Origin of the sequence: Aeromicrobium sp., from assembly GCF_032084975.1 — a bacterium.
Lineage (GTDB): Bacteria > Actinomycetota > Actinomycetes > Propionibacteriales > Nocardioidaceae > Aeromicrobium.
In genome coordinates, this window is sequence record NZ_DAMDLR010000006.1 from 73594 (window position 1) to 88396 (window position 14803).

Below are 14803 nucleotides of genomic sequence, written 5' to 3' on the forward strand. Positions count from 1 at the left end.
GCTGTCACGATGGGTGCATGGCTGATCAGACCGGGACGGAAGGCGCCACCGCGAGTCGAACCTCGGGCACGCCGGGCCAACCGATGTCCGGGCGGCGGGCCATGGTGGTCGAGGACGAGATCGAGTTGGCCAAGGTGGTCGGCGGCTACCTCGAGCGAGACGGTTTCGAGGTCACGGTGATCCACGACGGCCTGCAGGCCGTCCACCGCGCCCGAGACATCGATCCCGATCTGATCATCCTCGACCTGGGGCTTCCATCCCTCGACGGTGTCGAGGCCTGTCGCCAACTGAGGACCTTCTCCGATGCCTACATCGTCATGCTCACCGCCCGAAGCGACGAGATGGACACCCTGATCGGGCTGTCCGTCGGCGCCGATGACTACGTCACCAAACCGTTCAGCCCCCGCGAACTCATGGCACGCGTCCAAGCGCTCCTGCGCCGCCCCCGTGGGCTTCAAGGAAACCAAGAGACGCCGGAGACTCGCGTCTTCGGCGCGTTGCGGGTGGCGCCGGCAGGACGCGATGTCTGGGTGGACGGCGAGGCTGTGTCATTGACACGGACCGAGTTCGACGTGCTGGCAGTCCTGTCGGAGCGACCACGCATGGTCTTCAGTCGGCGCCAGTTGATCGACGCGGTCTGGGGAGCTGCGTGGGTCGGTGACGAGCACCTCGTCGACGTTCACGTCGGGCACCTGCGCCGCAAGCTCGGGGACGACCCGAGCGAGGGCAAGTACGTCCGCACCGTCCGCGGTGTCGGCTACCGGATGGGCACCGGCTGATGGCCCGACGACGCACGGAACCGACGGGGGCGAACAGTCCCCGCGCCCAGTCCGGTTTCGCGGCCCGGCTCATGGGGGCCCATGCTCTCGTCCTGGTCTCGAGTGCGCTCACCGCGTGGGCGGTGGCCTCGCTCGTCGCCCCAGGCATCTTCCACGACCACCTCCAACGCATCGGCGTCGAACACACCTCAGCCGAGACCGACCACGTCGAGCAGGCGTTCGCGTCGGCGCTGCTCATCTCGCTGTCGGTCGCACTCGTCACGGCGTTCCTGGTTGCCTTCGCCGTCTCCTACTACCTGAGCCGCCGCGTGAGGCGTTCCATCGCGCCGGTCACGGCAGCGGCGTCCGAGGTGGCCACCGGCAAGTATGGCACGCGTGTCCCCGACCCGAGACTGGGGGGCGAGTTCGCCACCCTGGCCGCGACCTTCAACTCCCTGGCCGGGCGACTCGACGCAGTGGAGACGTCCCGACGCCGCATGCTGTCGGACCTCGCGCACGAGATGCGCACCCCCCTCGCCATCATCGACGCCCACCTCGAAGCAGTGGAGGACGGCGTGCGGAACCTCGATGACTCGACCATCGACACGCTGCGCCGAAGCACCCGTCGACTGCACCGCCTGGCCGAAGACGTCTCAGCCCTCTCCAGCGCAGAAGAGGGCCGGCTGCAGATCACGATGCGCCCCATCGTCGCCGCGACCCTGGCCGAAAGGACCGTCGCAGCAGCCGCCGAACAGCATGCTGCCGCGGGCGTGCGATTCGCCACCCGCCTCGACACCGACGCCACGATCCTGGCCGACGCCGAACGGATCGGCCAGGTGCTGAGCAATCTGCTCGACAACGCGGTGAGGCACGCCGCAGCGTCCGGAACCATCTCCGTGTCCTGCAGCCAGCAGGGCTCCTGGATCGAGTACACCGTCGCCGACGATGGGGACGGCATCGACGCAGCGCATCTCCCGCACATCTTCGACCGCTTCTACCGGGCCGACACCGCCCGCGATCGTGGACATGGCGGCAGCGGCATCGGGCTGAGCATCGCCAAATCCCTCACCGAGGCACACGGCGGCGAGCTCACGGTCGACAGTCCCGGCCCAGGCCTCGGTGCGACCTTCGTCGTGCGACTCCCCGTGGTTCCCTGACGCCCACGCAGCACCCGGCTAGACAACCAACGGCGGGCTGACATGCACCGTCGCCTCGGTGAGCTTGGGGACGGACTGGCGTAGACGGTCCTCGGCGTGGTGTGCGATGTCGTGCGCAGACCTGAGGTCGAGGGCGCCGTCGACGTTGATGCTGGTCTCGGCGTGGAGCTGGTGGCCGATCCAGCGGAGTTGGATTGAATCAACCCCGATCACTCCGGGCGTGCTGGTCAATGAGGCCTCGGCTTGGTCGACCAGGGCCGGGTCGACGCCGTCGAGGAGGCGGCGGAAGACCTCGGTGGCTGCACCCTTGAGCACGACAAGGATCGCGACCGTGATCAGAAGCCCGACGATGGGATCGGCCAACGGGAAACCCGCCATGACGCCGATGGCACCGACCGCCACGGCCAGGGAGGTGAATCCGTCCGTGCGCGCATGGAGCCCGTCGGCGACGAGCGCGGCGGAGCCGATCTTGCGACCGACCCGGATCCGGTAGACGGCAACGAGCTCGTTGCCTGCGAATCCGATGACTCCAGCCGCAAGGACGATCCCGGCGTTGGTGATGTCTCGGGGATTGATCAGTCGATGAATCGATTCGTAGCCGGCGATGACCGCTGACAGGGCGATCATCAGAACGATGAAGAGGCCAGCGACGTCCTCAACGCGACCCAGTCCGTAGGTGAATCGTTTGGTCGGAGGCCTGCGGACCAACACGAAGGCGATCCACAGCGGGACAGCGGTCAGGGCGTCGGAGAAGTTGTGGATCGTGTCGGCGAGCAAGGCGACCGACCCGGTCAGGATGACCACCAGCATTTGCGCCACCGCCGTGACCAGGAGCACCGCGAGGCTGATCTTGAGTGCGCGGATCCCCTCCCTGCTGGACTCCAATGCCGAGTCGATCGAGTCGGCTGCATCGTGACTATGGGGCTTGAGGATCGACAGCACGAAGCCTTTGATCCCGCCGGGATGCTCGTGGTCGTCGCCGTGCGAGTGATCGTGTCCGTCGTGCTGGTCATCGGTGTCATGGTGCGGGTGATCGTGCGGACTACTCATGACTCGTTCGACCTAGGCAATTCGCGCACGGCAGCGTCGCCGCGATGGTGTGCCGGCACACCGGTGCCTTGGTGCTCTGCGTGGTGGATGCCGTCGAGCACCAGCTGACGGGCATGATCGCTGTCGAGCCGGTAGTAGATCGTGTTGCCGGCCCGTCGTGTCTGGACCAATCGCGCCAGACGCAGTTTCGCCAAATGCTGCGAAACCGCTGCGGGCGACTTGTCTACCGTGCCGGCCAACTCGCCCACCGACATCTCCCGCTCGAGCAGGCACCACAGCAACGTCAGACGCGTCCCGTCCGAGAGCATCCGGAACACCTCCACAGCGAGGTCGACCTCATCCGGCGATGGCAACTCTATTGATCTATCTGCGTGCATACGCAGATAGTACAGGTTCATCTGGCGTAGTCACTGAGGAGCACCGGAGACTGCTCCACCATCGGATGCCCATCCCCCATCTCGGAATGATGCGCCCCGACCCTTCAAACAGGATGGGCATCGCAACGCGGACCTGCCCGACATTTCCGATGGTCGGCACGCGAGACGATCGGGGCTACTCGACGCATTCCGAATATCGCGACCCAGACGAACTTCAGGGAGTTCCAGAAGAAGAGGATGACCAGGAGGTTGATCCACCCCGGGCCACCGGATTCGACAATCACGGCACAGAAACTCGACGCGTGGAGGTACCCGATCGCGAGCATGAGTCCGATGGGAATGGCCCAAGTGCTGCCGTGCGGCGAGCGAAGCCAAGCAACGGCGATGTTGGTGGGCGCGGTGTTCCGCAGGTACCTGTGGATGCAGGCGCTTGTCCGGAGCGACAAAGCAATCATGAGTGAACTCGTTCGGTGTGTGTGATCCAACTTTCCGGTCCCCACCGCCGATGCGCGTCTGCAGGACGCGGATCTGTGGATAAGTTGGGATGGGCCGACCGTGTGGTTCTCAATGGGACCTCTCGCGGGCTGCGGTTCGTGGATCTACGACTGGCGAAGGGTCGCAGGCCTCGTCGGAGATGGTGCGTGCGCGCCTGATCGCCTGCGCGGCTCGGGCGTGGTCGAGTCGCTGGGTGTCCGAGCGAGCGTCGCCCAGAACGGCATCAGAGTCGACGGCATATCGGTCTCGATAGGCGACCACAGTGCGAAGTTCCTGGAGCCATCGTTCGCGCAGCCTGCCCCCACCCGGGGGTGTTCCGAGTCGCTTGAGCCAACCTTCCTGTTGCGCGAGCGACGCTTCGGCGAGTGCGGATACGCGTGACTCGATGAGGTGCTGACGTTGGATCAGCGCGTCGGCCATGCCGGGTGCCATCGCTCCGCTTGCCCGGGGTATCAGCCCGGCGATGAGCCGTCGTGAGTCCTTCCGGCGGTGCCTGCTCGCCTGAGCCTCGGCCCCCTGGATACGGCTGATAAGCACGGCCCCGATGTCGTCGGCGTCGGCGAGTGACCGCCGCGTTATGAGGCGTGGCAGCGCGCTCTCAAGGTTCAGGTTGTTTGCTTCAGCTCGGCGAAGTTCGGCGGTGAGCGGGCCGAAGGAATCCGAGCCGAGGAGCGCCCCGAGTTGGTCGTCAGTGAGGCCGACGTTGGCGAGGAGGGCGATCCAGCGGTCGCGTTGGGCGACGGCGGCGATCGTCTCGTACTCGGCGGCCATTTGCGCGATCGACGACCACCGGTCCTGCTCGGCCTCGATGCTCTGGTGGACCGAGAGTTCGGCGCCCGAATGCCGGAGGACTCCGTGAAGGATGGATCTTCCGGACACTTCGTCGCGCCCGGGAGCACTGTGGCTGTCGTCGGGTTGGTCGAGGGTGACGTAGGCGATGTTGCTGTCCCGGCCGCGGGTCATGGAGGCGTAGAAGTTCTCGCGAGTCGTGGATGTGGAGACGACGACATGGGCTGTGTCGACGGTGACGCCTTGGGCGCGGTGGGCGGTGACGGCGTAGCCGAGGTCGACACTCTCGGCGACGTAGGCGGAGGGAAGGGTGACCGAGCGACCGAGTCGGACGCCGGTCCGCTCGACGTGGAGGGAGCCGTCGCGGCCGACAGCCGCGACGCGCCATCGATCCCCGTTGCGGACCCAACCGCCGCGTGCTGGTGTCAGGCGGCGGTCGTTACGACGGGTGATGATCAGGTCGCCGACGGAGGCGTGGGTGCCGTCGCCGAGTCGGACTTCGGAGCCGGATTCAGTGTCGCCGTCCAGGATCCGTTCGGCGCGGGCCCGAGTGTTGAGTTCGACGACCGAGTGAGCGGATTCAGTGACCAAGATGCTCTCGCGACCGGATCGCGTGTCGGTGCGCCACCCGAGGTAGGCCGCGTCGATCATCTGCGCGGTGGATCCTTCTCGGACCCTTTCGTGGCGGATGTAGGTGTTGAGGACCTCAGGGCGACCGAAGCGCAGTTCGAGGGAGGCGGTCTTTTCCCAGTCGTGGGTGAACCGGTGCACTTCGGTCAGTTCGGGGGTGTCGTCGCGCGCTTCGGCGAGGAGGCTGAAAGCTCCCCCGGCATCGACGGACTGCAGTTGTGCCCAGTCCCCCACGAGCAGGACCTTCGCACCTGCGGTTTCGGCCAGGCCGGTGATCCGGTCTAGTGCGAGGGTGCCGGCAAGGGTGGCTTCGTCGATGATGACGAGTTGACCGGCGTGGAACACGGCCCTGTCCTGGTCGTGTTCGTAGAGCCACTTCGCGGTGTTCTCACACGCGATGCCCAGGTCGCCCGCGAGGACTTGGGCTGCGACCGCGCTCGGCGCGAGTCCGACGACACTGCCCTTGCCGTGCGCGGCTTGCCACGCTCGTCGTAGTGCATCCATCGCTGTGGTCTTGCCGGCCCCTGCCGGACCGATGATCACGTCGATTCGCCGTCCTGACACGGCGATCTGCGCGAGAGCCCCGGCCTGTTCCTGACTGAGTCGTCTGCCCTTCGAGTTCTTGTGGGCGAGGCGTTCGATCACACCGAGATCGACCGCCGGGGCGGTGGTGTCGTGTGCGCGTGCGAGGAGCCGGTCTTCGGCGGCGAGGAGTTCGGTCGAGCTGTAGATGATCGAGTGACGCGGACGGAAGCGTGATGTTCCGTCCTCGTGGGTGAATACCCGTGGGCTCGCGGTGAGCTCGGGCGGCGTGATCATGAGCGACTGCCGCTCGGCCGCGTCAACGATCAGACGGACGACAGCCTCGCGGTCCTCTGTGCTGCCGAATCGCCAACCCATCGTCTGGCGGGAGGCTTCCGCCCAGAGGTTCCAGTGGCGCCAGGTGGCGCGCTTCTCGCCGACGGCTCCGATGACCGAGTCGCCGAGCATGCCAATGACATCGAGGTCGATGTCGTCAGCGCGGAGGGTCCGTCGTGCTTCTCGCCTATCGGTGAGGCGACAGGCCCAGGCCAAGGAGTTCTCTTGCAGGATCTGGTCAGCACGGTCGCGCCACTCGTCCGTCAGGTCGGCTAATGAACGGATCTGCTTCTCAGGTCGGGTGGCGAGGGTGGCTTGGGCTCGGAGCCTGATGACGGTTGTCTTCGAAGGCCGTTTCCCGTGCGCGTCGGTGTACTCGCCGACGAGTCGGTCCTTCTCCAGCTCGATAGCGCGGGACCGGCTGGAGAACGCCCGGATGAGGAGGTCTGGCACGTGTGCGAGTTCCCACGACGGGTTGCGGTCCTTGCCCCGCTCACGTTGCTCCCAGTCCAGGCCAAACCTGCGGGTGATCCGGTCGGCCAAAAGGGCGTTGTAGTGCTCTGACATTGCCACCGCACCGGCATGAAGCGGTCGGCTGTCGAGACTGCGCCAGCGCCCGTCGGCGGCAGTCTTGACCTTGTTCGAGATCACGACATGGGTATGTAGTTGTGGATCGCCGAGACGGGAGTCCCAGTGGTCGAACGCAGCGGCGATGATGCCGGCGACGTAGGCCTGCATCACCGCCCCGTCACCTGCATCGACCCCTCGTCGGGTGGTCGCCAACTCGCGCTCCAGAAGATCTACGACGTCGGCGACCGATGCGTGATGGGCCTCGACGATCAGCGCCTGAGTACCGGCGTCAGCTACACCCCACAGCACCGAGACCGACTTCGGCACGCTGAACGTAAAGTCGAACCCAGCCACCGCGCGCTGCTCCCCCATCTCGCGCTCTTCGGACTCGATCTGAGCCACCACGTCCTTGCGCTGCGGAGCCGAGAGGTCCGCGCTCAAGCCCGCTACTCGCGCCGCGATCCGGTGCGCCACCGTCGCGTACCTAGGGAACGCCCGCCCGAGTTGGTCACCGGTGACGGGGTCTCGGCCCATCCCGATCAGCCGCGCGAGCTGTTCTCCAGTCACGGGATCACCCACGCGGAGCAAACCGTCGCCGACTGTCGCGACGCCTGACCCGAGCCACCGACCAGGAGGAGTTCCCGACTCGGCGTAGTAGCGCGTCATCGGCGTCGACAAGGCTCGATTGCCGTCCCCGACGATCACGCTCTTTAGCAGGTACTTGTAGCCGTCCCCCGCTGACATGGGCTTCATCGACACCGTCATCTGCTTGCCCACCTCCTGCTCATGAAGGTGTCCGCGACGAACCACAGACCCATTTCGTGCCGACTTATCCACAGGTTGGCACCACTGAGTCGACCTCGATCTGCCAGACGTGTAACCCTCCAAACACCAGCCGCGAACACCCAGGCGGCAGGGGGTGTTCGGAACCGACGGCACACCTTCGGTACAGGACTACGAATTCGGAAGGAGCAGATCAGCCATGAAAGACAGTTGCGCTTCTCGTGCCTCCGGTGGCTCAATAGGTCGTGACGGCGTCTTCACCGGTTTTCGGTGGTCGCGCCGTCTGCGTCCTCCCCGGGTCACCCGTGGAGGAAGGCAGGCATCGGGGGCGATGACGACCACACGCGGAGTACGGCTTCTCGCGACAGCAGCACTCCTGCTCGTCGCGCTGGCGGCGTGTTCGGACGACGACGATGGACCGACCGCAAGTGCCTCGACCTCGCCATCCGCCCCCGCCTCCACGGCGAGTACGCCACCGACCCCGTCGGAACTCGCCTCGCGAGCTGCTGAGGCAAAGCTCCGCGAGTTCTACGCGCTCACGGACCGGTTGCGCCAGAACCCATCCTTGTCGAGCTCGAAGCTGAAGTCAGTCGCCATCAGCACGGAGTTGACGTCGCAGCAACATCTCCTGCGTACCGAGCGTCGCGATGGACGTCGACAGGTCGGTGACACGAAGCTCGCTGAGCTGAAGGTCCAGACGGTGAACCTCGACAATTCCGACCCGAAGGCCGGCTTGGTCCCGAATGTCCAGATCGATGTTTGTTACGACGTGACCGACGCCGACCTCGTGGACAAGAACGGCGCTTCTGTTGTCAGTGCCGACCGACCCGACTCCGGATGGATCCGGCACACGATTGCAAACTACGAGTGGGACTCCGATCCCGATGGCGCGTGGCGGGTGGCCTCAAGCCAGGACCTCGAGCAAGAGCCATGCGTCGTCCAGTAGCGGGAACCCTCTTCTACGCCGCGGTCCTCGCGGCGATCACCACGGCCCTCTCCACGCCAGCGCACGCAGAACCTGCCTGCCAGGTCACGGATCCACTGACCGGCGAATGCCGGATCCGCGTCGAACAGCCACCCGACCCGAACGACACCGGTGAGCCCCCTGACACCGAGGCGGACGACTCCGGCTCCGGTGCAAGTTGTTACTGGGATGGGACGAAGAGCGGGATCCCGAAGCCACCTCCGGGTCCGGTCCCGTGCAGCACCGATTTTGGGTACTGGTCGAACGCCCTGAACTGCTACGTCCGTCTCGCTGACCCACAACCCATCGCTGGTGATCCGGCGTGGCAGGGGCACGAGCCGGGCGACGGCAACGTCTATGAGTGCTGGCAGCCGCAGACTGATCTGCAGATCCAGATTTGGTCGGCGACTCCGCCGGTGAACTCGGGTGCGGGACCGACCCCGAGAGAGGTCGCCCAGATCGCCGTCGACCGAATGGGACTGCGGGCGATCGACATCGGGATCGTGCCCGAGCCCGGCCCGGACCGCATGGGGATCGTGGGGATGCCGGTGTGGATGTGGGTCGCCTCGCCGAACCAGCACACGTGGGGGCCGATCGCGGCGTCGGCGTCCGCGGGCGGCATCACGATCACGGCGACGGCGCGGGTGGAAACCATCCGCTGGGACATGGGCGATGGCACGAAAATCACGTGCCGGAACAAGGGCACGGTCTACAAGGCCGCGTTCGGGAAGTCGAAGTCGCCGACGTGCGGTCACACCTATGAGATGTCGAGTGGTGGCCTGCCGGACGACAGGTTCACGGTCACCGCGACGTCGGAGTGGGTGGTGTCGTGGCAAGGCGCCGGCCAGAGCGGAGTGATCCGCCTGGACGGGTTGCAGAGATCGGTCCGCGTGGCCGTCGGCGAAGCGCAGGTGCTCGTGCAGTAGCGAGCCTCCGGGGTGAAGGGCAGTGAACATGAGTACAGCCGTTCGTGACGACAGGACCATTGACCACGGGTCAGGGGGTCCGGCCGGACCCCCGCTCGCTCCCCCGCCCAAGCTCAGGCGCAGACCTGGTTTGGTCGCGGCGGCAGTCATCTTGATCGGCTTGGGCGGGCTTCTCGGAGCGTGGGCCTGGACCGCCACCACGAACAGCACTGAGGTGCTGGTGGCGCGAACCGAGATCACTCGCGGTTCGGTGATCGAGGCCGAAGACCTGGCCCGCGTGCAGATCAGTACCGACCCGGCGCTGGACCCGCTGCCGGGCTCGGCACTGGACACGGTGGTCGGCAAACGCGCCGCACTCGACATCGCCGAAGGCGGCCTGGTCACCCGAAGCGCGATGGCTGTGACCGTCGTCCCGGCCGACGGTGCATCGGTCGTCGGTGTCGCGGTCACGCCGGCCCAGGCGCCGTCGGAACCGCTGCAGGTCGGCGACAACGTTCGCGTCGTCGTCACACCCCCGGCCGGGGAGGCAGCACCAGCTCAGACCGCCGCCTACAGTGCGGCGGAGGTCGTGGGTACCCGTTACTCCGAGGAGACCGGGCAGTTGGTCGTGGACGTGCAAGTCGCGGAGGGCGAAGCGGCCACTCTCGCTGCACGAGCGGCCACCGGCAATGTCGCCATTGTCTTGGACAGTCGGGAGCGCTGAGATGGCCGTCATCGCGCTCGCCTCCGCGTCCGGATCTCCCGGCGTGACGACGACCTGCTTGGGGCTGGCGTTGTGCTGGCCCCGCCCTGTGCTGCTGGTGGAGGCCGACCCCACCGGTGGGTCCGGCCTGCTGGCGGGCTACTTTCGCGGCACCCGCGAGTACCGCTCGGGCGTTGTCGAGCTGGCACTCACCGGCACGGATCTCGCCGACGCCCTCGCCGAGGTCGCCGAACCGATCGACGACACCCAGGTCTCGTTCGTCGCCGGCACCAGATCTCACGCCCAAGCCCCCGCCTTGCGGGACCTCTGGGAGCCCCTGGCGGTCGCCCTTCGAGACCTCGAGTCGACAGGTCAGGACGTCATCATCGACGTCGGACGGCTTGGACTGACCGGCTCCCCCACGCCCCTGCTGGACAACGCCGACCTCGTCCTCATCGCGACCAGGACGTCACTGCCCGCTCTGTCGGCCACCCGGTCGCGGGGCGACGCGGTCGCCCGGTCGCTGGTCCAGTGGCGCGAACCGCAGCTTCTTCTCATCGGCGAAGGCGATCCCTACCGTGCCCGCGAGGTCACCACGGCAGTGAAACTCCCGGTTCTCGCAGCGCTCGCCGACGACCCGGAGTCAGCCGCGGTCCTCCACCGTGGAGCGCCGCCATCGACCAAGTTCGACTCCGCTCCCCTCGTGCGCAGCTTGAACGCGGCGATCGCCGCGATCCATGCGGCCATCCGGGCACAGCGTTTCGACCTCGTCGAAGGAGCAGCGCGATGACCACCGAGCCCACCGACGGTCTGGCCGCGGACCTCCTCGAGTTGCCGCTGTTCGCCACCCCACTGCCCCTGCTGAGTGTGCCGACCGGACGTAGCCTCCACCAGACCGTGGCGCTGCACACTTCTGACGCGGCGAGCGCCGTCACGGTCGACTGGCCGCTGGTCGCGACGTTGCGGGCACAGGCATCCGACCGACTCAGCCAGGCCGTGGCGGGCGACCGCGGCCGGCTGTCCCAAGCAGCGCAGCAGGAACTCGGCCGGTCGATCGTGCTCGACCTGATCGAGTCGACCCTGGCTGAACGGGTCAACGACGGCGCCGCGACGATGACTCCGATCGAGCAGGACGCCACCGCCCGCGCGGTGTTCGACTCCCTGTTCCGACTCGGTCGGTTGCAGCCGCTGGTCGACGACGACCGAGTCGAGAACATCATCATCACCGGCCACGACCGCGTCCTGCTCGAACTCACCGACGGCAGCCTCCTCGAGGGGCCACCCGTGGCGGACTCCGATGAGGAGTTGATCGATTTCCTCGTTTTCCTCGCGTCTCGCAGCGAGGTCAACGCGCGCGGGTTCTCCGAGGCCCAACCACGCCTACACCTGCGCCTCGACGGCGGTTCACGACTCGCCGCGGCGGCGTGGGTGACACCTCGACCCTCGGTAGTGATCCGCCGGCACCGACTGATGCAGGTCACCTTAGAGGACCTCGTCCGCCGGGACATGCTCACGCCGGTTGCGGCGTCGTTCCTGCGGGCCGCGGTCCGGGCGCGCAAGAGCATCGTGGTGTCCGGCAGTCAGGGCGCCGGCAAGACCACCTTGGCCCGTGCGCTGTGTGCTGAGATCGATCCGTTGGAGGCGATCGGCACCTTCGAGACCGAGTACGAGCTGCATCTGCACGAACTTCCCGATCGGCACCGGATCGTGCATCCGTGGGAAGCCCGACCCGGATCTGGCGAACGGGGCCTGGACGGACGCCAAGCCGGCGAGTTCACCCTCGACGAAGCCTTGGTGGATTCGTTCCGGTTCAACCTGCAGCGCCAGATCGTCGGCGAGGTCCGCGGCCGGGAGATCTGGGCCATGATCAAAGCAATGGAGTCCGGCACCGGCTCGATCTCCACGACCCACGCCTCCGACGCGATCGCGGCTCTGCGCAAGCTTGTCACCTGCGCGATGGAAGCGGGCTCTCACGTCACCCACGACCTGGCCACCAGCAAACTCGCCGCCACCATCGACCTCGTCGTCCACCTGGACATGACGAACGAGACCGTCGACGGCACCTCGAAGCGACACCGCCAGGTCGCGGAGATCATCGCCGTCGACCCGGGCGAGCGCGAAACCGGCTACGCCGCCACCCACGTCTTCGCCCCCGGCCCGGAGGGCGTCGCGGTCCCGTCCGTCCTGCCCGACCGGTACAGGGCACTGGCTGCCCACGGGTTCGATCTCGCGACCTACCTGGCGCAGCAGGAGGTGCGGTCATGATCGTGCTCATCCCCGCCCTCGCCGGCGCCCTTGTCGTCGCCGGCGTGATCGGACTGTTCATCGGACTACGACCGAGCGAGCGCGTTGACCGCCCGCCACGACCGCATCGGACCCCGCGGCTGTCCAAGCAGACGCTGCGACTGCTGCTTGCTGGCGTTGCCGCCGGAGTCCTGGCGTTCGCGATCACCGGGTGGGTGTTGGCGCTGGTGGCGACGCCGGTCGCGTTCGTCGGTCTCCCGGTCCTGCTCTCGTCGTCTTCGGCGCAACAGCGGATCGTGCGGCTCGAGGCGATGGAGGAATGGACCCGCACACTCGCCGGCGTGCTCACCGTGGGAGTCGGACTCGAACAAGCACTCGTCACGTCACTGCGTTCGACCCCGGCGGCGATCAACCCGGACGTCACCCGTCTGGTGTCGCGGCTGCGGGCCCGGTGGAAGACCGAGGACGCTCTGCGGGCGTTCGCTGACGGGCTCGACGACGCCACCGGCGACCTCGTCGCAGCGAACCTCATCCTGGGGGCGCAGCGTCGCGGTGCCGGACTGGCCAGCGTGCTGGAAGGACTGGCCGAGTCCGTCGCGGCCGACGTGCGGGCACGCCGTCAGATCGAAGCCGACCGCGCCAAGCCCCGCGCCACCGCCCGCTGGGTCACCCTGATCAGCGTCGGCGTGCTGGTCGTGCTGGCGATCTCGGGCACGTACGTCGAGCCGTACCGCTCGCCCCTCGGGCAGGTCATCCTTGTCCTGCTGCTCGCCGCCTACGTTGCCACCCTCGTGTGGATGAAACGCATGGCGATCGGCCGCCCGATGCCCCGCTTCCTTGCCGCCGCTGACGGGGTCGCGTCATGACCACCGGACTGCAGTTGATGCTCACCGCCGGTGTGCTGATCAGCTTTGGACTCGTGCTGCTTGCCGTGCGATTGCTGCCGGCCGAACCCGATCTGGTCGACGCGCTCAACCGGCTCTCTCCGCAACGACGGGTCAGCGCCGGCGACGACGCTGGCGGAGCACCTCGTGGCAAGGAACGCATCGGCGTGTGGGCGATCAAGCACCTCCCCCCGGTGCTGTGGATCAGGACACCAACCCGTGAGCTCGCGTTGCTACGGATTCCGGTCGCCCGGTTCTACGGCGACAAACTCGCTTTCGCCGGCCTCGGCCTGTTCATCGCGCCGCTGCTGGCGTTGCTGTTCGACCTGCTCGGGCTCGGCCTGCCGTTCGTGATCCCCGCGCTCGGATCCTTGGCCCTGGCGGGCGTGATGTTCTTCCTGCCGAACTACAACGCCGTCGACGACGCCCGCAAGGCCCGCATCGAATTCTCCCGCGCGCTGGGCGCCTACATCGACCTGGTCGCCCTCGAGCGCAACAACGGCGCCGGCGTGCGCCAAGCCATGGAAGCGGCCGCGAACGTCGGCGACTCGTGGGTGTTCCGCCGCCTCAGCGAGGAACTGACCCGATCGCGGTGGTCCGGCCAGCCCCCGTGGGACGCCCTCCATGCGCTGGCCGACGAACTCGGGCTCCCCGAATTGGACGATTTCGCCGACATCATGCGCCTGTCCGGCGAAGAAGGCGCCTCCGTCTACACGAACCTGCGCGCCCGATCCGCGGCCATGCGCACCGCCATGCTCGGCGACGAGATCGCCGAAGCCAACGCCATCGGCGAACGGATGACCATCCCCGGCTCCCTGCTCGGCGTCATCTTCATGGCCATGCTCGTGACCCCAGCCCTGCTGCGGATGTTCACCAACACCTGACCCACAATGAAAGGAACACCCATCATGAGTCGACTCACCAGCCTTCTGCTCATGCTCCAGCTCGCCCTGTACCGCGACCACCGGCGCAACCGCGGATCGGTGACCACCGAGCACGTCCTATGGGCGGTCGCCGTGATCGCGATCGTCGCCATCGCCGTCGCCGCCATCCGGGCCTATGTTCAGTCTCAAGCCGGACAGATCAGCTGACCGGCCCGCCGAGCGCGGCGCGGTCACGGTCGAACTGATCATCTTGCTGCCTGCCCTGTTCGCGGTGATGTTCCTGGGCATGCAGGCCGCCCTGTTCCACCACGCCCGCGCCGTGGCGATCGCCGCTGCCCAGGAAGGCGCCCACGCGGCCGCCAGCGAGACCGGCCGCGACGTCGATGGCGTCACCGCCGCCACCGCATTTATCGCCGACGCCGGCGGAACCGACGTCCTCACCGCGTCGAGGGCGACCGCCACCCGCTCGGCCACCACGGTCTCGGTGACCGTCCGCGGACGAAGCCTCAGCGTCATCCCCGGTTGGTCACCGACCGTCACCCAATCGGCATCGCTGCCCGTCGAACGGTTGACCGCGCCATGACCCCGCGTCCAGAGAGCGGCTCGGCCACGATCGAGGCCGTCATTGGGCTGCCGGCGTTCATCCTGTTCGTCGGGCTGATCATCTTCGGCGGCCGCACCGCCACCGCCCACGGAGCCGTCGAGTCCGCCGCCGCGGACGCCGCCCGCTCCGCGTCGATCGCCCGCACCAG

The 14803-nt window shown here is 67.3% G+C and carries 15 protein-coding genes; 12 read left to right on the forward strand and 3 right to left on the reverse strand.

The window, feature by feature from the left end:
- Window positions 1-83: 83 nt before the first annotated feature.
- Window positions 84-779: a response regulator transcription factor gene (locus RT323_RS02805; protein WP_313404851.1), complete on the forward strand. Its 696-nt coding sequence runs from the start codon at window positions 84-86 to the stop codon at window positions 777-779.
- A complete protein-coding gene (locus RT323_RS02810; protein WP_313404821.1) occupies window positions 779-1915 on the forward strand; it encodes a HAMP domain-containing sensor histidine kinase in 1137 nt (378 codons plus the stop codon). The genes RT323_RS02805 and RT323_RS02810 overlap by 1 nt, the downstream gene beginning before the upstream one ends.
- Window positions 1916-1933: 18 nt before the next feature.
- Here RT323_RS02810 and RT323_RS02815 read toward each other — a convergent pair whose 3' ends face one another.
- From RT323_RS02815 to mobF, 3 genes are all read right to left on the reverse strand, one after another.
- Window positions 1934-2965: a cation diffusion facilitator family transporter gene (locus RT323_RS02815; protein ID WP_313404822.1), complete on the reverse strand. Its 1032-nt coding sequence runs from the start codon at window positions 2963-2965 to the stop codon at window positions 1934-1936.
- Window positions 2962-3363, reverse strand: coding sequence for a metalloregulator ArsR/SmtB family transcription factor (locus RT323_RS02820; protein ID WP_313404823.1), 402 nt, complete (start codon window positions 3361-3363; stop codon window positions 2962-2964). Before RT323_RS02820 ends, RT323_RS02815 begins: the two co-directional genes overlap by 4 nt.
- Before the next feature lie 543 nt (window positions 3364-3906).
- Entirely contained in the window at window positions 3907-7461 is a 3555-nt protein-coding gene (mobF, locus tag RT323_RS02825) for a MobF family relaxase (protein ID WP_313404825.1), read from the reverse strand.
- A 337-nt stretch (window positions 7462-7798) separates the two neighbouring features.
- Here mobF and RT323_RS02830 point away from each other — a divergent pair, with 337 nt between their 5' ends.
- From RT323_RS02830 to RT323_RS02875, 10 genes are all read left to right on the forward strand, one after another.
- On the forward strand, window positions 7799-8413 hold the full coding sequence (locus tag RT323_RS02830; RefSeq protein WP_313404827.1) for a hypothetical protein: 615 nt from the start codon (window positions 7799-7801) through the stop codon (window positions 8411-8413).
- A 434-nt stretch (window positions 8414-8847) separates the two neighbouring features.
- A complete protein-coding gene (locus tag RT323_RS02835) occupies window positions 8848-9357 on the forward strand; it encodes a hypothetical protein (RefSeq protein WP_313404829.1) in 510 nt (169 codons plus the stop codon).
- Window positions 9358-9508: 151 nt separating this feature from the next.
- Window positions 9509-10060 (forward strand): SAF domain-containing protein, encoded by a 552-nt coding sequence (locus RT323_RS02840; protein WP_313404831.1) that lies wholly within the window; start codon window positions 9509-9511, stop codon window positions 10058-10060.
- Window position 10061: 1 nt separating this feature from the next.
- The gene (locus tag RT323_RS02845) at window positions 10062-10829 is read left to right on the forward strand and encodes a hypothetical protein (protein ID WP_313404833.1); all 768 of its coding nucleotides are present in this window, start codon (window positions 10062-10064) and stop codon (window positions 10827-10829) included.
- The gene (locus RT323_RS02850; RefSeq protein ID WP_313404835.1) at window positions 10826-12304 is read left to right on the forward strand and encodes an ATPase, T2SS/T4P/T4SS family; all 1479 of its coding nucleotides are present in this window, start codon (window positions 10826-10828) and stop codon (window positions 12302-12304) included. Before RT323_RS02845 ends, RT323_RS02850 begins: the two co-directional genes overlap by 4 nt.
- Window positions 12301-13149: a type II secretion system F family protein gene (locus RT323_RS02855; protein WP_313404837.1), complete on the forward strand. Its 849-nt coding sequence runs from the start codon at window positions 12301-12303 to the stop codon at window positions 13147-13149. The genes RT323_RS02850 and RT323_RS02855 overlap by 4 nt, the downstream gene beginning before the upstream one ends.
- Complete coding sequence (locus tag RT323_RS02860) at window positions 13146-14051, forward strand: type II secretion system F family protein (RefSeq protein WP_313404839.1); 906 nt, start codon at window positions 13146-13148, stop codon at window positions 14049-14051. The genes RT323_RS02855 and RT323_RS02860 overlap by 4 nt, the downstream gene beginning before the upstream one ends.
- A 24-nt stretch (window positions 14052-14075) precedes the next feature.
- Complete coding sequence (locus tag RT323_RS02865) at window positions 14076-14258, forward strand: hypothetical protein (RefSeq protein ID WP_087623222.1); 183 nt, start codon at window positions 14076-14078, stop codon at window positions 14256-14258.
- Window positions 14227-14634: a TadE/TadG family type IV pilus assembly protein gene (locus tag RT323_RS02870; RefSeq protein ID WP_313404843.1), complete on the forward strand. Its 408-nt coding sequence runs from the start codon at window positions 14227-14229 to the stop codon at window positions 14632-14634. Before RT323_RS02865 ends, RT323_RS02870 begins: the two co-directional genes overlap by 32 nt.
- The coding region (locus RT323_RS02875) for a TadE/TadG family type IV pilus assembly protein (RefSeq protein WP_313404853.1) at window positions 14631-14803 on the forward strand (173 nt) is incomplete at its 3' end. The genes RT323_RS02870 and RT323_RS02875, both read left to right, overlap by 4 nt.

Excerpts from the sequence above, each read along its gene's own strand:
- RT323_RS02805 (WP_313404851.1), top strand. The coding sequence starts at position 84 with ATGTCCGGGCGGCGGGCCATGGTGGTCGAGGACGAGATCGAGTTGGCC.
- RT323_RS02810 (WP_313404821.1), top strand. The coding sequence starts at position 779 with ATGGCCCGACGACGCACGGAACCGACGGGGGCGAACAGTCCCCGCGCC.
- RT323_RS02815 (WP_313404822.1), bottom strand. The coding sequence starts at position 2,965 with ATGAGTAGTCCGCACGATCACCCGCACCATGACACCGATGACCAGCAC.
- RT323_RS02820 (WP_313404823.1), bottom strand. The coding sequence starts at position 3,363 with ATGAACCTGTACTATCTGCGTATGCACGCAGATAGATCAATAGAGTTG.
- RT323_RS02830 (WP_313404827.1), top strand. The coding sequence starts at position 7,799 with ATGACGACCACACGCGGAGTACGGCTTCTCGCGACAGCAGCACTCCTG.
- RT323_RS02845 (WP_313404833.1), top strand. The coding sequence starts at position 10,062 with ATGGCCGTCATCGCGCTCGCCTCCGCGTCCGGATCTCCCGGCGTGACG.
- RT323_RS02850 (WP_313404835.1), top strand. The coding sequence starts at position 10,826 with ATGACCACCGAGCCCACCGACGGTCTGGCCGCGGACCTCCTCGAGTTG.
- RT323_RS02855 (WP_313404837.1), top strand. The coding sequence starts at position 12,301 with ATGATCGTGCTCATCCCCGCCCTCGCCGGCGCCCTTGTCGTCGCCGGC.
- RT323_RS02860 (WP_313404839.1), top strand. The coding sequence starts at position 13,146 with ATGACCACCGGACTGCAGTTGATGCTCACCGCCGGTGTGCTGATCAGC.
- RT323_RS02865 (WP_087623222.1), top strand. The coding sequence starts at position 14,076 with ATGAGTCGACTCACCAGCCTTCTGCTCATGCTCCAGCTCGCCCTGTAC.
- RT323_RS02870 (WP_313404843.1), top strand. The coding sequence starts at position 14,227 with ATGTTCAGTCTCAAGCCGGACAGATCAGCTGACCGGCCCGCCGAGCGC.